Origin of the sequence: Microcystis sp. LE18-22.4A, assembly GCF_027531105.1 — a bacterium.
In the GTDB taxonomy this organism is placed as follows: domain Bacteria; phylum Cyanobacteriota; class Cyanobacteriia; order Cyanobacteriales; family Microcystaceae; genus Microcystis; species Microcystis aeruginosa.
Genome location: NZ_JAPZRB010000428.1, coordinates 1 through 18,492, shown reverse-complemented (window position 1 = coordinate 18,492; position 18,492 = coordinate 1). Strand labels below are relative to the sequence as shown.

18 protein-coding genes, 1 tRNA gene and 2 pseudogenes are annotated in these 18,492 nt (G+C 43.8%); 12 read left to right on the top strand and 9 right to left on the bottom strand.

What is annotated here, in order from left to right:
• From O9295_RS18915 to O9295_RS18905, 3 genes and pseudogenes are all read left to right on the top strand, one after another.
• Positions 1-468: pseudogene (locus O9295_RS18915) on the top strand (hypothetical protein); the annotation flags it as partial.
• Between the two features lie 174 nt (positions 469-642).
• Complete coding sequence (locus tag O9295_RS18910; RefSeq protein WP_016516632.1) at positions 643-867, top strand: hypothetical protein; 225 nt, start codon at positions 643-645, stop codon at positions 865-867.
• Positions 851-1,273 (top strand): type II toxin-antitoxin system VapC family toxin, encoded by a 423-nt coding sequence (locus O9295_RS18905; protein WP_288034511.1) that lies wholly within the window; start codon positions 851-853, stop codon positions 1,271-1,273. Before O9295_RS18910 ends, O9295_RS18905 begins: the two co-directional genes overlap by 17 nt.
• Before the next feature lie 112 nt (positions 1,274-1,385).
• Here O9295_RS18905 and O9295_RS18900 read toward each other — a convergent pair whose 3' ends face one another.
• Entirely contained in the window at positions 1,386-1,520 is a 135-nt protein-coding gene (locus tag O9295_RS18900) for a hypothetical protein (RefSeq protein ID WP_288034508.1), read from the bottom strand.
• A gap of 196 nt (positions 1,521-1,716) precedes the next feature.
• Between O9295_RS18900 and O9295_RS18895 the strand changes: the two genes are divergently transcribed.
• Together O9295_RS18895 and O9295_RS18890 are read left to right on the top strand one after the other, a co-directional pair.
• Positions 1,717-3,954, top strand: a complete 2,238-nt coding sequence (locus O9295_RS18895) for an FdhF/YdeP family oxidoreductase (protein ID WP_288034507.1) — start codon at positions 1,717-1,719, stop codon at positions 3,952-3,954.
• 145 nt (positions 3,955-4,099) lie between these two features.
• Entirely contained in the window at positions 4,100-4,525 is a 426-nt protein-coding gene (locus O9295_RS18890) for a lysozyme inhibitor LprI family protein (RefSeq protein WP_288034504.1), read from the top strand.
• Between the two features lie 59 nt (positions 4,526-4,584).
• Here O9295_RS18890 and O9295_RS18885 read toward each other — a convergent pair.
• The 4 genes from O9295_RS18885 to tnpB form a co-directional block, all read right to left on the bottom strand.
• Positions 4,585-4,655, bottom strand: a tRNA-Gly gene (locus O9295_RS18885).
• A gap of 85 nt (positions 4,656-4,740) precedes the next feature.
• Complete coding sequence (locus O9295_RS18880; RefSeq protein WP_288034501.1) at positions 4,741-5,478, bottom strand: HAD family hydrolase; 738 nt, start codon at positions 5,476-5,478, stop codon at positions 4,741-4,743.
• A 220-nt stretch (positions 5,479-5,698) separates the two neighbouring features.
• On the bottom strand, positions 5,699-7,390 hold the full coding sequence (locus tag O9295_RS18875; protein ID WP_353851875.1) for a hypothetical protein: 1,692 nt from the start codon (positions 7,388-7,390) through the stop codon (positions 5,699-5,701).
• A 183-nt stretch (positions 7,391-7,573) separates the two neighbouring features.
• The gene (gene tnpB, locus O9295_RS18870; protein ID WP_045357087.1) at positions 7,574-8,770 is read right to left on the bottom strand and encodes an IS200/IS605 family element RNA-guided endonuclease TnpB; all 1,197 of its coding nucleotides are present in this window, start codon (positions 8,768-8,770) and stop codon (positions 7,574-7,576) included.
• A gap of 340 nt (positions 8,771-9,110) precedes the next feature.
• Here tnpB and thrC point away from each other — a divergent pair, with 340 nt between their 5' ends.
• Entirely contained in the window at positions 9,111-10,220 is a 1,110-nt protein-coding gene (gene thrC, locus O9295_RS18865) for a threonine synthase (protein ID WP_288034496.1), read from the top strand.
• A 30-nt stretch (positions 10,221-10,250) separates the two neighbouring features.
• Here thrC and hisB read toward each other — a convergent pair whose 3' ends face one another.
• From hisB to O9295_RS18850, 3 genes are all read right to left on the bottom strand, one after another.
• Entirely contained in the window at positions 10,251-10,880 is a 630-nt protein-coding gene (gene hisB / locus O9295_RS18860; RefSeq protein WP_002782099.1) for an imidazoleglycerol-phosphate dehydratase HisB, read from the bottom strand.
• A 166-nt stretch (positions 10,881-11,046) separates the two neighbouring features.
• Positions 11,047-12,561, bottom strand: a complete 1,515-nt coding sequence (locus O9295_RS18855; RefSeq protein WP_288034494.1) for an energy transducer TonB — start codon at positions 12,559-12,561, stop codon at positions 11,047-11,049.
• A 166-nt stretch (positions 12,562-12,727) separates the two neighbouring features.
• Positions 12,728-13,411 carry a hypothetical protein gene (locus tag O9295_RS18850; RefSeq protein ID WP_288034492.1) on the bottom strand — a complete coding sequence of 228 codons (684 nt, stop codon included), beginning with the start codon at positions 13,409-13,411 and terminating at the stop codon, positions 12,728-12,730.
• 501 nt (positions 13,412-13,912) lie between these two features.
• Between O9295_RS18850 and O9295_RS18845 the strand changes: the two genes are divergently transcribed.
• On the top strand, positions 13,913-14,125 hold the full coding sequence (locus tag O9295_RS18845; RefSeq protein ID WP_002756687.1) for a CAB/ELIP/HLIP family chlorophyll-binding protein: 213 nt from the start codon (positions 13,913-13,915) through the stop codon (positions 14,123-14,125).
• Positions 14,126-14,183: 58 nt separating this feature from the next.
• Here O9295_RS18845 and dapF read toward each other — a convergent pair whose 3' ends face one another.
• A complete protein-coding gene (gene dapF / locus O9295_RS18840) occupies positions 14,184-15,029 on the bottom strand; it encodes a diaminopimelate epimerase (protein ID WP_288034489.1) in 846 nt (281 codons plus the stop codon).
• 61 nt (positions 15,030-15,090) lie between these two features.
• Between dapF and O9295_RS18835 the strand changes: the two genes are divergently transcribed.
• From O9295_RS18835 to O9295_RS18815, 5 genes and pseudogenes are all read left to right on the top strand, one after another.
• The gene (locus O9295_RS18835) at positions 15,091-15,303 is read left to right on the top strand and encodes an Hfq-related RNA-binding protein (RefSeq protein ID WP_002756689.1); all 213 of its coding nucleotides are present in this window, start codon (positions 15,091-15,093) and stop codon (positions 15,301-15,303) included.
• Positions 15,304-15,663: 360 nt separating this feature from the next.
• Positions 15,664-15,912: pseudogene (locus tag O9295_RS18830) on the top strand (glycosyltransferase); the annotation flags it as partial.
• A 101-nt stretch (positions 15,913-16,013) separates the two neighbouring features.
• Positions 16,014-16,469, top strand: coding sequence for a GtrA family protein (locus O9295_RS18825; protein ID WP_288034483.1), 456 nt, complete (start codon positions 16,014-16,016; stop codon positions 16,467-16,469).
• Positions 16,470-16,717: 248 nt separating this feature from the next.
• A complete protein-coding gene (locus O9295_RS18820) occupies positions 16,718-17,047 on the top strand; it encodes a hypothetical protein (RefSeq protein WP_288034481.1) in 330 nt (109 codons plus the stop codon).
• Positions 17,048-17,113: 66 nt separating this feature from the next.
• Positions 17,114-17,944, top strand: coding sequence for a hypothetical protein (locus tag O9295_RS18815; protein ID WP_288034479.1), 831 nt, complete (start codon positions 17,114-17,116; stop codon positions 17,942-17,944).
• Positions 17,945-18,492 lie beyond the last annotated feature (548 nt).

Here is an 18,492-nt window from a genome sequence, read left to right as displayed (position 1 = left end):
GTCATTCATCAATTACCAGTAATTGAAGACACCTTATGGTTGAGGGTATTAGGTAAAGGAGGAACTCAAAAACGAGCAGTTGAAGAGTTAGTTGAACTGCCAGAACGCAATCCTTTTCGAGAGAATTTATTAGAAATTCTGTCCAACTGGCGCAAAAACTTAGAATTGAGAGATAATTTAAGTACCGAAGAACAGGAGGACATCATGAACTTATCACCAGCTTATTTACAACAAAGGGAAGAGTGGAAATTAGAAGGAAAGCAAGAAGGGATACAACAAGGTAGTTTAGAAGAACGGTATTCCATGATAGCCAGTCTTCTGGAAGGACGCTTTAGCCCCCTAGATTCGGAATTATCTGGTCTGGTGGAACGGATCGCCCAACTTCCCATCTCGGAACGCACCGGATTGCTTCTTTCTTTAGCGAATTTATCTCGTGAAGAACTGCTACAAAGATTCAGGGAAAATTAAAACTCCAGCCCGTCCAAACCATGAAGAATCATCCCTAAACCCTGATGGTAGTTTGTCCGAGGAAATCTCTGCCCAATCATCGCAATTTTCTTCATTCCTTACAATTTTTTTCCTGTACTGAGAGTTTTTCCATACCCATTATGATAAAATATTAATAAATAATCAGGAGCAATTATGACAATTACTCCAAAATCAGAACAATTAAACAGCGATACTTTATTAGAGCAAGAGGCTAAAACCTTGAAGACTTCCTTTCCTTCTAACTCTTCGCCAAATAGTAAAGCTATTTTTCTGCAACAGGCAGGTGCTTTAAGCGATGATAGTTCTTTGGCCGACCTAAGAGATTCTATTTACCAAGCCAGGGGACGTTCGGAAACTGACAATGATGTATCTTCTTGACACGGATACTGTAACTCATCTCCACTCAGGTAACACTAACGTTATTAATAGATTGGAAAACTTACAAGATGAGAAAGTCGCCATTACGATTATCACCAAGATCGAAATTTTGCGCGGGCGGATAGATTATCTGCTTAAGGCTTTTTCAGGGAGTGATTTACTGAAAGCACAAGAGCTTTTCTCTCGTTCAGAAACCTTATTAAATCAACTTCCTGTAATTTTAATTGACCCAAATGCAGCCAATCAATTTGACCGCTTACAAGATATTTCTAAATTTCGCAAAATTGGCAGGTCTGACCTGTTAATTGCTAGTATCGCCTTAGCTAATCAAGCCCGGCTAGTAACCAGAAATCTGCGACATTTTAGACAAATTCCTCATTTATTCTTAGAAAATTGGGTCGATTAATTCCCGTTCCTAATTGTTAGCAAGATTGGGAGAAAAGTCCGCTCAAACCATGAAGAATCATCCCTAAACCCTGATGGTAGTTTGTCCGTTGAGGTTACTGTCAAGTCCGGCTTTAACACAGACGCTCCCCTGTCTGGACAGCAAGTAAGGAGTGCGTGGAGAAGTTGACCCAACGCGCGATCTCGAAGATATCCGTTTCGTTAACAATCATCTCTTCTAAATGTTGAAAGTCTTCATTTTCATCCATCGGAATTATCATTTCAATAGACCTCTCCCTAGTTTGATAAAATCACAATCAGGGGATATTGTCAACAACTAACCGTAGCTTACCCAGTCGTTTATGCCTTGCTGATGCACTTTTTAAAAAATGGTGATAAACTCAACTGTACTGGGTACACTCTCCCTATCGGATGAATTTGAGAAAAAATCGAGAGAAAAAAACGATGAACGAACGAGAAACATCCAACAAAATTGAGGCGGGCGGGGGTTTTCCCGTATTGCAATATTGGGCAGAAAAAACTCTCTCTCCTCAAGGGGTTAAACTCTGGCAAACCTTAAATCATAAAAGTGCCTGTTTAGCTTGCGCTTGGGGAACGGGGGGACAAAAAGGCGGTTTTGTCAACGAAGCGGGGGAAAGTCTGCAACGTTGTCTCAAAAGTGTCGAGGCAATTACTTCCGAATTAATGCCAGGTATTAAAACCGATTTTTTTCAAACCTATCATCTCGCTCAATTACAGTCCTTAACCTCCTTAGAATGCGACCGCTTGGGTCGTTTTAGTTATCCCGTCCTCTTAAAAGCCGGAGAAAGTCACTATCAACGTATTAGCTGGGAAGAAGTTTATCGATTAGCTGAACAAGCTTTTCATCAACCGTCCGAGACTCTAGCCTCCTATAGTTCGGGACGTTCTTCTAATGAAGCCGCCTATCTCTTACAATTATTTTTCCGGGCATTAGGAAGTAATAATTTAGCCGATTGTTCCGATCTCTGTCATGCCGCCTCCACCGTAGGATTAAAACAGGTTTTCGGCTCCGGGACTTCAATGGTCAGTCTGGAAAGTTTAAAACAAGCCGATTGTGTGGTATTGATCGGTTCTAACGCTCCGGCTAATCATCCTCGCCTGATGAATGAATTAATTCAAATTCGTGATCGCGGCGGTAAAATTATTATTATTAACCCGCAAATTGAAGTCGGATTGGTCAAATTCTCCTCGCCCGCTTTTCCGATTAAATCTTTATTGCGGGGCGGTTCCGATATTTCTACTCTCTACCTACAGCCGATTCCGGGTAGCGATACCGCCCTATTCGTCGGATTACAAAAATCTTTGATCGAACAAAATTTAGTGCGGTGGGATTATCTCGAATCCCATACAGAAAATTGGCAATCTGTTATAGATTACGCCCGACAAATACCCTGGGAAACTATTACTAAAACCTGCGGTTTATCCCGAGAAGAAATTGAAGCAACCGCCGCCCTTTTCGGCAATTTAGAGCGAGTGGTTTTCGCTTGGGCGATGGGGGTTACACAACAGGAAAACGGGGTAGATAATATCATCAGTATCGCTAACACGGCCTTACTCACGGGTAATGCTGGCAAAACCGGAGCCGGAACCATGCCAATCCGGGGTCATTCTAATGTACAGGGCTTCGGTTCTATGGGCGTTACAGTGAGATTACGTCAGGAAATCGCCGAGGCACTTTCTCAACTTTTAGGAAAGCCATTAAATATAACTGGCGGTTATGATACCAGGGCATTAATTGAAGCGGCCGAACGGGGAAAAATCAACACCCTTTTCTGTTTGGGAGGTAATCTTTATGGCGCAAATCCAGATTTAACTCAAGCCAAAAAAGCCTTAGCTCAAATTGATACGATTTTTTATGTAGCTACTAAGCCAAATTTAGGACATTTTCAGGGATTAGCCCGACAAAATACGATAATTTTACCCGTATTCGCTCGTTTTGAAAATCCTCACCCGACAACCACCGAATCGGGCAATAATTTTGTCCGTTTTAACGAGCGGGGAAGCAGTCATCTACAGGGTTCCCATGTCGATATTATCTCGGAAGTAGAACTGTTAACAAATATTGCCGTCAAGGTTTTAGGCACAAACCCGATTGATTGGTCGAGATTACACGATACCGCCTATATTCGTCAGTTAATCGCCAAAACGATTCCGGGTTATGAAAAGATCGGGCAATTAGATCAAACCCAAACAGAATTTACCATTAGCGGACGGATTTTTACCGAACCCCATTTTCCAACATCGACCGGAAAAGCGCAAATGTCTGTCACGCTTTTACCCACTTTAAAAGCGCCGCAAAAGCAAGATTTTAACCAACCGGAAAATGCCCCCGGAATTGCCCTGATTCTCGGAACAGGACGCAGTTATGGACAACATAATACCGTCGTTTATCAAGTGGGCGATAAATATCGGGGAATGCCTCACCGTCATTGTTTATTGATCAACGTCGAAGATGCCAAAAAAGCGGGCCTTCAAGAACATCAACGAGTCACCGTCCAAGGAGATGCCGGCAAATTAGAAAATATCGAACTTATTTTCGGTCCGATTCGCGAAGGTGTTGGCTTTATGTTCTATCCCGAAACCAATGTTTTATTCAAAGCTAAAATCGATCCTCGCTGTGGAACCCCCGCTTATAAACGAGTTCCCGTCTGGGTTTTTTAGTTATCAACTCCTCTAATTTTCTTTTTTGGAAATAATGAAATATAGTTAACCAAGCCAACCAACGAATTGAGCAGAATGAAAAAGCTATGGTCGGTTTGATCGCATTTCTGTTATCTTCTTCTTACCGTCATTAAAGTAAGTAGCCATGCACAAGTTTTTGCTAACCGTATCAAGCATAGCAAGTTTATTGGCCGTCGGGATGGCTACCCCTAGCATTGCCAGTCCCACATCTGCAGCGACAAACTTGCAACTAGCTCAACGTCCTAACTGTAACAATCCCCAGACTCAAAGCCAAATGAACATTTGCGCCAGCATCGCTTATCAAAACGCCGATCGCAAGTTAAATCAAGTTTATCGACAACTACTGCCAAAACTGTCAGCTGCTCGCAAACAAAAATTAATTACCGCCCAACAAGCTTGGATTAAGTTTAGAGACAGCAGTTGCGAATTTGAAAGAAGCGCCTATGAGGGAGGCTCTCTAGCTCCCATGATTTACAGTAATTGCTTGGCAGATGTCACCGAGCAGCGCACCAAAGATTTACGGAGATATTTAGAAGATAGCGATCTCTAAGTCAGAATCGCCGTTGATATTACCGATAATTCCTTAGACGTTTACTGCACAACAGCTTAAGCGGGTGAGGGGAATCGAACCCCTATCATTAGCTTGGAAGGCTAGGGTTTTACCACTAAACTACACCCGCATTTTCTTAGCACTTTCGTTAGCATAACACTAATTGCCAATTTTTGCAAGTAGAGATTTTCGGCTTGTTAATCGCCTCTAGATGGTCATAGATTGCCTAAAAATCCCGATCGCTCGGTTATTTCCCCGATTTGGCTAAAAGTTTTCTCCACGCGATCGAGATCTAGTTGGGAGAAATTATCGATCGCCCAGTTGGACACTCTCTGCATAAAATGGAAGGGATAGGTATGAGCGATTCCCACCACCTGCATTCCCGCTCTTTTTGCCGCTTCGCAACCGACAAAAGTATCTTCAATCACCAGACATTCCCAGGGTTGCAACTGTAGATTAAAATTCCAACGATTGAATCTTTCTACGGCCAGTAAATAACCATCCGGTTGAGGTTTACTGGTGCTGATCTCATCACCGGTGACAATGACACTAAAGTAATCCCCAAGGCCCGTCTGTTGCAAGATCGATTCTACTTCCGAGCGTATTGCTCCCGTCACCAAACCGATTTGTAGATCCCTGGCCTTAACCCGTTTTAAAAAAGAGTATATCTCTTCATAAATAGGAAGTTTCTCTAATTTTCCTAATCTTTCTCGGTATAAACTCGCTTTTTTGTTAATTAACTTGGTCAGATACTCCTCGGTTACTTGACGACCGCGACGGGTGAGAACATTACGCAAACAGACGCGATCGCTTCTTCCCAGACATAACTCCGCAAATTCCGACCCTAGGGGCAGCAAATTTTCCCCAAGCAAGATTTCATTGATTAACTCTTGATGGATCGGTTCATCATTGATGATCACCCCATTAAAATCGAACAGAACAGCCTTTAACATCAATCTTAGACAGAAAAGCTAATAAATACTCAGTGTTCTTGATTATACTAAAGTTTTTCGTCGGGGCCAGGTGTGGGTAAGCTAAGACCCATTTTCCCCCAACCCCCCCCTAAGTAGGGTAGGGTTGATTCATGAATCAACCCTCCTATGAATCAACCCTAGGGGCAGGGGGCGGGAAATTCGGCTAATCTAAGAATAAGCGGTTTAAATGCGTCTTAGCTTACAAGCTAGAAGAACAGCAAGTTTTCCATTTTTGGGCGATAGAAAGGATTAATGCTTTTTCTGCTAGGGGTAAATTGGCAGCCTGTCGGTCGATTATATCGCTTAATTCCCCGATAATCCGATCTCTACTTCTCTGGACTAAAGCTACTTCTGCGATAACTCGATTTAAACTGCTGATAGCTTGCCAAGTTTGCGGACGTAATGACGGTTCTGCGGCAATAGGGGCAACCTCCAGGGAAGCGATACTATCGAAAGTTGCTGCCTGACTAAATCGGTGTAAAGTTTGGGCGAGGCTATACATTTCTTCCCCGTAGGCGAGGGAACGTACCACAGCAAAGGCTGTTTCGGCTTTTTCGGTGTCCTGTTGGTGAAGATACCAAAAACCAGCGGCGGCGGCGCGAGCAGGAGTATCTAGACGGATTTGGCTGTCAGGAAAAAAAAACGGTTTCGCCGACGCACATTTTAACAATTGCCAATCGGAGGGATTTTCTGCCAGACGGGAGACGCGATAGAGAATTTCTGCCTCTGGGAATTGCGGTAAAACGCGATTAACAGCGGCAAGGACAGGAATAAACTGGCGGCTGTACCGAAGGTATTGATTGAGGTTATTAATAGCTGTTTCCCAGTCTTGCTGTAACCATTGTTGTAGAGTCGAGGTTAACCCCGGCAGCGGTAGAAGGGTAATACGGGGAAAAAGTCGCCCTTGGTGGCCCGCCAAAAGCCCGATTAGCCAATTATCAGGACGGAAAAAGGCGAATATAAACACCACGCCTAACACCACGCCGAACGCCAAGCCCGACACCGCGCCCGACACGCCCGACACGCCGAACACGCCGAACACCACGCCGAACCCCACGCCGAACGCCAAGCCCGACACCGCGCCCGACACCACGCCCAACACCACGACCGACTCCGCGACCGACTCCGCGCCCCCCACCACGCCCAACGCCACGCCCAAGAACACTAACCCCACGCCCAACACCACGCCCAACAACACGCCCCGCACCACGCCCCACACCACGACCGACACCGCGCCCAACACGCCGAACACGCCGAACACCACGCCCAACGCCACGCCCCACACCACCCAAAACCACACGCTCGACAACTCGCCCACGCCCGACCTTGTCTTCCTTGACGCGAGCCACACCCCGCCCCACGCCATGACCAACACCCCGCCCCACACCGCGCCCCACATCGCGCCCAACACGCCCAACACCGCGCCCAACACCGCGCCGAACACGCCGAACACGCCGAACACCACGCCCAACGCCACGCCCGACACCGCGCCCCCCACCACGGCAAACACCGCGCCCAACACCGCGCCCGACACCGCGCCCCACAGCGCGCCCCACACCGCGCCCGACAGCACGTCCCCCCAATTAACAGAAAGTCCTAAATTTGCTGCTATGCTACAGATAATTAGAACGATAATTACAGTTAAGAGAAGATACTGAATCCTTAGACGCAATTGTACGGGATGGTCGCGGAGAAATTGTATTCTATCGCGCCATGTTTTCTGTTCTTTTAATTTATCGCCGCCGTCTCTCGTTTCCACATACCAGCGCACTGCTTGGGGAAAATAAAACACCCAGTACAACAGCAAAAGATAATCAAAAGGATTCCATAAAGATAAATCGCGTCTGAGTTTAGGAGCGAGATTAATTCTGGGGACGGTGCTTTCCTTCATAATTTCTATCTCTGGCTATTTACCCGGTGATGGTTTATTAAGTAGTTAGGTGTTAACTGTCAGACACCCCCCTTATCAAGGGGGGCAGGGGGGATCAAACCCCCCTTATCAAGCAGGGGGGAGCCATCTTCAATTTAATTATAACCAGCTAAGTGAACTACTCTCAACAGAGTTGAGAGCTTCCTATTTCACGGGGGATTGCCTCAAGACGGACTTACGCCCAACTTTTGGTCTTACATCCCCTCTATAGGCAGTATCGCTAGTTCCTAACGACAATACTTCGGCTTTGCTCAGTACAAGTATCCGTAAGGCTTCATTTTTGATGTTTATCGCCGCATTTATATCACGATCATGGGTTGTTTTGCAATGCTCACAAGTCCATGTTCTAACATCAAGTGGTAAACTCGCTACTTGATTTAGACAGACATTACAAGTTTTAGAACTAGGGAAAAACCTATCAACTTCGATATAAGTTTTTCCTTCCCATTCTGCCTTGTATTTAAGCATTGTACAAAACATTCCCCAACCACAATCACTAATAGCCTTAGCTAAATTATGATTGCGTACCATGCCTTTAACATTGAGATTTTCTACCGCAATAACTTGGTTTTCGTTAACTATCTTACGGGATAGCTTGTGGAGAAAATCCTCACGACATCTTGAGATTTTAGAGTGAACTTTAGCTACTTTACGTCTAGCTTTTTGACGGTTGTTACTTCCCTTCTTTTTACGGGATAACTTTTGTTGTTTACGCTTTAAATTACGTTGATGTTTAGCTAAATGTCTAGGATTCTCATACTTACTACCATTGCTGGTAATGGCAAAATGAGTAAGTCCTAAATCAATTCCTATGCCTTTGCCATCCTTTGATGTCTCAGGCAACTCCAATTCGTCATCAACTAAAATAGAAGCGTAGTATTTACCGTCTGGAGTTTTTGAGATAGTAACGGTTTTAATTGTTCCTTCAAATTCCCGATGACGCACACAATAAACTAATCCAACTTTACCCGGTAATTTGAGGTAGTCACCTTCAAACTTGACATTAGCTGGATAGCTAATTGATTGCCTACCATGTTTGGACTTGAATCTTGGTAATCTAGCCCGTTTTTCAAAGAAATTTTGATAAGCTTGCGATAAGTTCAAAGCAACAACCTGTAAGCACTGAGAATAAGCATCTGTCAACCACTCATATTCTTTTTTGAGACTAGGCAATAGTCCCTGAATATAGTTTCGTGTTAGCCCTTTTCCTGTGGTTTTATAGGTTTCTTGGCATAAATTCAAGGAATAGTTCCAAAACCAGCGACAACAGCCGAAGCCTTTAGCTAAGGCTATTTCTTGCTCGGTATTGGGTTTTATTGTGAATTTATATGCTTTGTACATGGCTGTTATCAAGAATCTATATTTATGATAACACAACTTTATAGAATTGTCTATATGCTGGTCAGCATTCATCCCATCGCTAAAAGCGAGGGACTTCTGCTGACACTAAGTTAAATCAACTTCTGAAAGACAAAAAGGGCAAAAAATCAGATTTATAGCGATACAATAGCTATTTTTTGACCAAAAAGGTCATTTATTGGCTGTTACTGCCTGTTATCTCCCCGCATCCCTGTTTTAACCCCCATGAATCCCAACTGGGCGATCGAGATTAATTTTTTGGCCTGCTTATTCGATAAAATAGGAAGCTGGGCCATCTAATCAAATCTGTATCCTTAAGGCTATGACAATTATTTCTCGATCGATCCCCCAATCACCCACTAAATCATCGTCTATCGGCGGCTGGCGCGGTTTGATCGAAGAATATCGCCAATTTCTGCCCGTAAGCAGTAAAACCCCTGTAATTACCCTCCTAGAAGGCAATACACCCCTGATCCCCGCCCCCTATCTCTCAGCACAAATCGGGCGCGATGTCAAGGTTTTTGTCAAATATGATGGTTTAAATCCCACCGGCAGCTTTAAAGACCGGGGCATGACCATGGCCATCTCGAAAGCTAAAGAAGAAGGGGCAAAAGCGGTGATTTGTGCCAGTACCGGCAACACCTCGGCGGCGGCGGCAGCCTATGCAAGAAGAGCCGGGATGCGGGCCTTTGTGATTATCCCCGATGGTTATGTGGCCTTAGGAAAATTAGCCCAGGCTTTATTGTATGGAGCCGAAGTCATCGCTATTAATGGCAACTTCGATGATGCCCTCAAGATTGTCCGCCAACTATCAGAAAATTATCCCGTAACTTTAGTCAATTCCGTCAATCCCTACCGTTTAGAGGGTCAAAAAACCGCCGCTTTCGAGATTGTCGATGTCTTGGGTAATGCCCCCGACTGGTTATGTATTCCCGTGGGTAATGCGGGCAATATTAGCGCCTATTGGATGGGATTCTGTCAGTATCACCAGATAGGCAAATGTGACCGACTGCCGAAGATGATGGGTTTTCAGGCCGCCGGGGCTGCCCCTTTTATCTCCAAACAACCGGTTGACCATCCCGAAACCCTAGCCACGGCTATCCGTATCGGCAACCCCGCTAACTGGGAAAAAGCTTGGGCCGCTAGTCACGCTAGTCAAGGGCAATTTCACGCAGTCAGCGATGAGGAAATATTGGCAGCCTATCGGATTTTAGGGGGCCAAGAGGGGGTTTTCTGTGAACCAGCCAGCGCCGCTTCTGTGGCAGGATTATTAAAAGTGCATCAACAGGTTCCCGATGGAGCCACCGTAGTGTGTGTTTTAACGGGCAATGGACTAAAAGACCCAGATTCGGCGGTAAAATACAGCAATAACCAACTAAAATCTGGGATTGATCCCGAATTAACGCAAGTGGCTCAAATTATGGGCTTCTAAGCTAACGTTAATTCGGGTTAAGCAGTGCTTCTATAAAACTCCCTTAGAACTGGGAATTATACCGGCGCGACGGGGATCGATCGCTATGGCCATACTCATCGCCCGGGCAAAAGCTTTAAAAGTAGCCTCAATAATATGATGGGAATTAATCCCGTCTAATTGGCGAATATGTAGGGTCATTTGACTGTGATTGACCAAAGCAACAAAAAATTCCCGCACTAGCTGAGTATCGTAGGTTCCCACTCTTTGGGTGGGAATTTCTAGACCATAACTGAGGTGGGGACGACCGGAAAAATCGAGGGCAACCTGCACTAAAGCTTCATCGAGAGGGGCGACAAAATGCCCGAAACGGACGATCCCTTTTTTGTCCCCCAAAGCTTGCAGTAAAGCTTGTCCAAGGGTGATTCCCACGTCTTCATTGGTGTGATGGTCATCAATTTCTAGATCTCCGGTGGCGCGCACATCGAGATCGATCGCAGCGTGGGAGGCGATTTGCTGCAACATATGATCAAGAAAGGGAATTCCTGTCTGGGCGCGACAATTGCCGCTACCATCAAGATCGATCGTCACCTGTACATCGGTTTCTTTGGTAGTACGACTAACGGAGGCGCGACGGCAAGGTGAGACAAAAGAATCGGGTATCTGGGAAGTGGAAATCATTTAAGTAGGGTTTGCGGCAAAAAGTTTGTTGGTGGGGTTAGGAGTCAGGAGTCAGGAGTCAGTAGCCGGGAGTTTTTTTCAGTGATCAGTAAACCTAAAACTCACATCTGATAACTCACATCTGATAACTGATAACTGATAACTGATAACTGATAACTGAAAAGGCCTAACTTTCTGGTTCAGTTTTAGCTTCCGCCGGCGGACCGGGGGGCAAAGCTTCCTCGCTCAGGGGTTGAGGATTTTGGCTAGTGGGGGGACTAGCGGGGGAACCCTCCGGCTGATTAAGAGCGGGGGTTTGGGGAGGAGCTTCTGGGGCTTTTTCTTCGATTATCGCTTCTTTGGGCGGTTCTGGCTGGGTTTGGGGTGGATTTGGACCTGTGGTTTCGGGCTGCTTGACGTTATCCGGTTGGGGGCTAACGGCGGGTTGCGGGGTTTGATTGGGACGAAGCGGGGTTTCAATTGCCGGCGTTACGGGGGGGGAGTTACGGGTATTGAGGTTACTACCCTCCGGTTTTGGGGGATTAGCGATCGCACCTCGGCACACTTCCGGGTTAGGGGCAAAACTGACTCGCACATGATAGCTTCTCGACTCACCACTGGGATTATTAAAGCGAGTTAAGCTTACTTCCCTAGCTGCCTGTTGATTGAAAATCGGGAAGCCAGCACTTTTAATCAACTGGGGTTCACTGCTGAGGCGGCCTTGACCATCCACCGTCACCCCATAAACCGCCGTCCCCGCCAATTGACGGGAACAAGCCGTAGCGGGATAATTACCGGTCAAATTGACGGTAGTTATGCCTCTGCTGCCCTGATTGGGCTGATTTAGTTCATTTAAGGCGTTAGGATTAGTTTTTTGGACTCTGGCCAGCCAAGCCAGATTATTTCTCATGGCATCCTCGTTACTGGTATTGCTTTTGTCCGCCTCTAGGGAGCGCAAACGTTCTCGCATTTCCCACATTAATTGTTGACGACGCTGTTCATCAATGGGCGATTGACCATTCGGCTCCGACGTGCGGGCCAAGGAATTGTTTAATTGTTGCTGCGCCTGTTGCGATGCACTAAGGGGCGAATTTCGCAATCTATCTAAAGTTAGATTATCTTGGTAGGGATCGAAGTAAGGCCGCACCTGCTGGTTATTAGTCTCCCTCGGCAGATTATTATTCTCTGGCAGCGTGGGAACAGAAGAAGGACCAGGTAAACTGGGGGTAGAAGTGGGAAAATTGCGAGGAATCGGTAATCTACCCAGAGAGGGAATAGATGCCACGGGAGGAGAATAGATATTGACGGAGGGCAAAGAGGAGAGGGGAGGTAAAGCAGGTAAGGAAGGTAAAGGGGGAAGGGAAGAAACCGAGGGTAAAGGAGGTAAGGTGCTGTTATGGATGCCATCCATGGGGGGGAGAGGAGGCAAAGAGGAAGAAGACAAATTGGGGTTAGGCAGTTCCGGTAAGCTGGACAGGGAGGAGTCGAGACTGGGAAGACGTGACTGCTCTAGAGGGTTCAATTCAATCAGATTGACGTTGCGTAAATCCTTTTTTGGCTCCTGCGCTGGATTATTGAGGAAATTAGGTAAGATAATCGCTAAAATTAGGGCATGAATACCAAGAGAAGCGGCGAACGAGAGATTATTAGAGTTAATTAGTTTATTTTCTTCGGTTTCTAGACCAAAATAGGAGGATGTCATAATGCTAGTTAATTGAGCAGAGCCTTGAGGGGAAAAGTTAACTCTATTTTAATCGTCAGGGCGATTTTTTTTCTTGAGGGCGGGGAATTAATTGGTGTCAGTACCCCACCACCCCACACCCCACACCCCACACCCTGCCACCACCGAAAAACTTTTTCAGCCAACCCTACTTAGACTGCGATCGAGCCACAGCTTTTAATTTGGGATACAATTCCGAAGGGTCTAACAAAGGGATAAACTCATCGATTGCCGGTTTAAAATTAGCCGGAAAATTCTCCCTAGTTCCAGGACCGTTAGGCGATTTAGGCACTGATTCTAATTCAGGGAATTTGGGCGTTTCCGGGGTTAACTGCGAGAATAATTCCTCCACATTACTCATCCCTTTGCGAGGATCATTAAAAAGAGAAGTTTCTAAGTTGAGTAAAGAATCTTTACTCGTGGCTACTGTGCCATTATTATCGGCTTTTCCCGCTTCTGGCTCTGGACAGGGCTGCTCAAGGGTGGGAGAAGGTATATTGATCTGTTCCCGTTTAGGGATAACTGCTGGTTTTTTGCCATCTAACTGGGAATCTAGCAAGTTTTTACAAACCAAGCGCTCGAATTCCCCCGTAAAATGAAAGGTAGGATGGCCGCGACGGTGCCAAATTTTGAGGATTTCCTCCACCGAAATGACTTTGTAACGTCCCTGATAGAGTGCCTCTAAAATCGCCATGCGAATCCAATTTAGCGAATAGATGGGCAACCAGCGCTCGATTAATTCTTGCGCTTTATATCCTCTCATTTCAAATCGATATTGGTTGAGTATAGTCGCTATCTGCATGAGGTTGATCTCTGGGCTAATCTCTGCCATAGAATTTACAAAAACAGTGAGCGCAATCGTTACGGCTACTAGGCACTCTATATATTAAGATTCTATTCAGGTTTTTCCTAGTGGTTTTTCCCTATTCTCCCCACACTTAACCCATTCGGCACATCTTCGCTCAAGGTCAGTTGACTCCCTACGTTCGGGTTCGCTTTCGGTGGCAATTTTTCCCCCGCTAACTCCTGCGCAGTTTAACGGCAGTCCTCTGGCGACCTTAAGATAGTTTTTGTTTTTCCCTTGACTATGGTGGCCAAGCATACACCTCTTTGCTACCACAATCTGAGTAATTTGTCAATAAAAAAGCAAAATTTCCTCAATAAACCCAGAGGAGATAGAACTATAGCACTACCCTGACAGCCCAGAACCTTGCCGTTGACTGAATACCCGATCGAGTTTTTCTGAGTCTCCAGAAATTTTTTGTTAAAATTTGCAACATAACTTAACAATGTGTTACACTTCTTAACATAATCATCCAAAAGGAGCCTCCCCATGACTGCCCGCGGCTACACCACCGAAGAACAAGGAAGACTGAATAATTTTGCTGTTGAACCGAAAATGTACGTTGATAGTTCTAGCAGTCTCGGTTTTACCAAAAACGCTGAAAAATTGAATGGCAGACTGGCCATGATTGGCTTTGTCTCTCTTTTAGCCATTGAATTGTTAACCGGTAAAGGAATTATTGCTTGGATTACCAGTCTCTAAGAATTAACAATCCCGTTGCGTTGTTCGGGGAGTTCAGTCCCCGTCCAGACGGGGTGGTTTAGATAGCATAAATGCCCTCAAAAACAGCTTTAGCTGGACCTGTCATGTAAACCCGGTTATCGGTTTGGGACCAGTGAATCTGAAGACAACCACCGGGGAGTTCCACGGTACAACGGCGATCGCATTTAGCCGTTAACAGGGCCGCCACTACCACAGCACAAGCACCAGTACCGCAAGCGAGAGTAATTCCCGCTCCTCTTTCCCAGACACGCATCTTCATATAATCCGGTGCGATTACCTCCACGAACTCCACATTAGTCCGTTGGGGAAAAACCGGGTGATGCTCGAATTTTGGCCCGATAGTTTCTAGGGGAATAGAGGTCAGATCATCGACAAAAGTGACACAGTGGGGATTACCCATACTAACGCAAGTAACTAACCAATCTTTACCCTCCACCTCTAGGGGAACCGCGAGGACTTTTTCTGACCCCTTGACCAAAGTGGTGGGGATTTCACTGCCTAGGAGTTGCGGCGGCCCCATATCGACCGTTACCTGTTCATTGGCTTCTAAACGGGGAATAATCGTTCCTGCTAGAGTATGAATGCGATAGGTGCGGCCAATGGCGTTGTTAGCCTCTAAACGGGCGATAAATTGGGCTAGACAGCGAATACCGTTACCACACATTTCTGGTTCCGAACCATCAGAGTTGAAAATTCTCATGGTGTAGTCGGTTGCTGCTTGGCCGGGAAGCGCAAAAATCACGCCATCGGCGCCGATGCCAAAATGTCGATCGCACATAGCCACGGCCATTTCCGCTGTGATCAGGGGTTCGGGACTGTGACGGTTATCTATCAAAATAAAATCATTGCCCAGGCCTTGATATTTGGTAAAGGGGATTTTCATGGTCAATAAAAGCTGCTCAACAGGAATAATAGAGGATGAACACCTCATCGATAAACTCATTATGTCTCAATTTGATCCTGGTCTGCCGAGTATTAAACAAGTACAGAGCTATATTCAAGAGAAACGGGAAGTAGAAATTAAGTTAAGCACCGATGATCTCCTCGTTGGTCGCATCCTTTGGCAAGATGTTAACTGTCTATACCTAGTCGATCACTACGATAAACCCACTTTAATTTGGCAACAGTCTCTGGTTTATTTAAGACCCAAAGCCTAGGGGGAAATTGGCGATATTTGGCTGTGGGATGCGTCCCGGACGCATCAAAAATTCAGTAGCAAGCAGATAGCTTTTGAGCAAATGTAAGGTCAGTTGGGGTTAAGGAGATTTGGCCATGAATTTTAGCAAATAATCAGGTGGGATGGCGAGGATAGCATCAGAATTTGAGTTGATCGAAAATTTGGGTCAAATTGCCAAATAAAGAAAGTCAGAGAGTCCAGCCGAGCGATCGCCATTCAACTTCAGATATAGATTGCCGCTCAGAGGAAAAAGAATCAGCAGATTGTCTGCTAACAATTTGGGACACTGCTGTACATAACCTGTTATACTCTTGGGCAAAACGACTCCACCGCCATTGTTATGCTGGAAAATCAGGTCAGGGCAGATGCCGCCTCTAATGAGCAGATACCTACTCTAGAATTATCCATCATCATGCCCTGTCTCAACGAGGCGGAAACCCTGGCCACCTGTATCGGCAAAGCGCGAGATTATCTGGAACGACACAAAATTGCGGGAGAGGTGCTAATCGCCGATAATGGCAGTAGCGATGGTTCCCAAGAAATTGCCACTAATTCAGGGGCGCGGGTGGTTCCTATCCCAGAAAGGGGAGTATGATCATGAGGGATTTGAATATGTGAGGACAGTTTATCTCTATTCGATATAGTAGTTACTATCGTGTACCCCAAATTATTGCCAAAGTAATCTAAATTATGATTAATCTACTTCAAAAGAGTTTTTACAAATTTTGTTCTTTACTATCTAGTCAACAATTTCGACGATTTTTTATTTTTGGTTTAACCTGTAATATTATTTATACTTTTTCCATATATTTATTAACTGAAAAAATCAAATTTCATTACATTGCTTCGGTAGTTGTTGCTCTAATTTATACAAGTTTTATTGGGTTTTGCCTAAATAAGTTTTATACTTTTAATACAAGTACAAAAACCTTTTTTCCAGAATTGATAAAGTACTATAATGTCATGTTTTCTGGCTTATTAATTAACGTGGCTTGGATGTTTATTTTGGTAGAAGTATTTAAACTATGGTACATGGCATCGGTAGTAATTGTGAGTGCAGGTTTAATGTTTTATAATTTTTTCTTGCACAAACACTGGAGTTTTCGTGGTTTAAATAAGCATAAAAAAGACCATAAGAGCAGATAGTTTTCCTTGTTATTAGTGGGACTTAGGCGTTTTCGGTCAGCAAAAAAGGCTCAAACCATTACGGGACAAAGGGTTAACCTCGATTGATGATTTTCCCTGATATATCTGGGTTTCAGCGATTTTGGGCTTCTCGAAGTAAATCCCAAGCGGGGATTGGAGTTGAGGCTTTTCTCGATTTGTTTTTTGTCTAAGTCCCATTAGTAGATCAATTTCGACGTTATTTAATTGAGTTAAGTGCATTAAATATTATGCCCAAAAAACAATTATTGACGAGAATATTTTCCGAAGATATAAATAAATTATTCTTTGCTTGTGGGATTTTATCAATTATCATTATTAAGTTTTTTTTAATCAGAAACAGTGAAGTTTTAGGGCATCCAAGAGATTGCTTGCTCTATGCGTTAATGGCAGATCAGAATATTTGGTTTCCTACTAATAAAGCTAAGGCAATAATTGATTATATGCCAGGATATCCGATATTTATAATGGTTTCTAATTTTCTGAATTTTTATCTAAGAATTAGTCATGAGATTTTTTACACTATTTCTAATATATTATTAGTTTTTAGTTTTAGATGACTAAAAATTCCTCGATATATCTGCTTAGTTGTTTTTGCAATTTTAACTTTTCATATAACAACTTTTATGGTTTTCAATACTATTGTAACTGAAACAATAGCCATTAGCTTATATCATATCCTTTTGGCTTTAACCATCATAACTGTTATGTCAGAAAATTTAGCGAAGAAACTAATATTTTCTGTCCTTGGTGGATTGTGTTTAGGAATAATATTCATTACCCGTCCAGAGCAGATAGTGTTCTTGCTGAGTTACCTAGTTGTTTTTGTTATTCTTGTATTAAGAAATAGAATGAATATAGCAAGAGCTATTCGAGAAGCTTTGCCGATTTGTATTATTCCCATTGCTATAAGTTTATTAATTACTACAGTTTTTACTTTATTAAATGCTTTTTTTCTAGAATTACCAGCGTTATCCATTAGTAACTCATCGGCTTTCAAAGAAACTTTTTCCCAGATTCAGAGTATAGATGATGGTCAAAATATAGATGATTTTGAGTTTGTCAATATAAATCGTAAACAATTAAAAATGGCTTATCAAGTGAGTCCAACGTTGAATCAAGTCAAACCTCTAATCGAAGAAGAATTGGCTAGGAGAATTACTAGAATTGGTGGAAAAGATACTAATATAGAAGTAGCAATTGATGGGGTGTACTGGTCAATAATAGAAGCAATTAGAAGAAGCAATTTAACAGAAGACAGGAGTATGTATCAAGTTTTTACTCAAATTAATTCTGAACTGCAAGAGGCATTTAACGATAAAAGAATTAACAGGAAAACTTTCTCTTTTGATGATATAGATATAGGATTTTGGCTAACCAAATTTCCTCATTCATTAACTGAAATGAGTGGATATTTATTTTTGCCACGAGTCAGTAGTAAGCTGTCAAGCATTTAAATTGCTTGTTGAGACGAGGCAAGAGGCAAGAGGCAATAGTAAAGGGATTGGGGGAAATTCAGCTAATCTAAGGATAGGCGGTTAAGATGCGTCTTAGCTTAATAAATTCTTACAAAGTACGGATGATCCTCGAGTAACCCCTGAAATGAGATCAATATTTAATCGAGTGGCACATCGTCGAACTTATCTAGTTAACCAACCAGATTTAAATAAAGACCTTATCTTCTATTTAAACCGGATCACTCCTTTAATTCAGATCATCAATATTATTGGAATGATATCTTTTGTAATATTATTCGTCTATTACTTGGTTAAACCTATTCACTCCCAACTTCTTAATCAATACACATTGATTATTTCTGGCTCTTCGGTAATTGTTATGCAATGGACGGGGGTTATAAGGGATGTAACCCTTATATAGAAAGGCATTTAGCGATTTTTGTCAATTATTTTTGATCTAGAGCGAACTAATCAATTAAGTCTCTTACCAGATAAGGATTTAGTCGATTTATGACCCCCTATCGAACCATACCAAGTAACGAAGAACC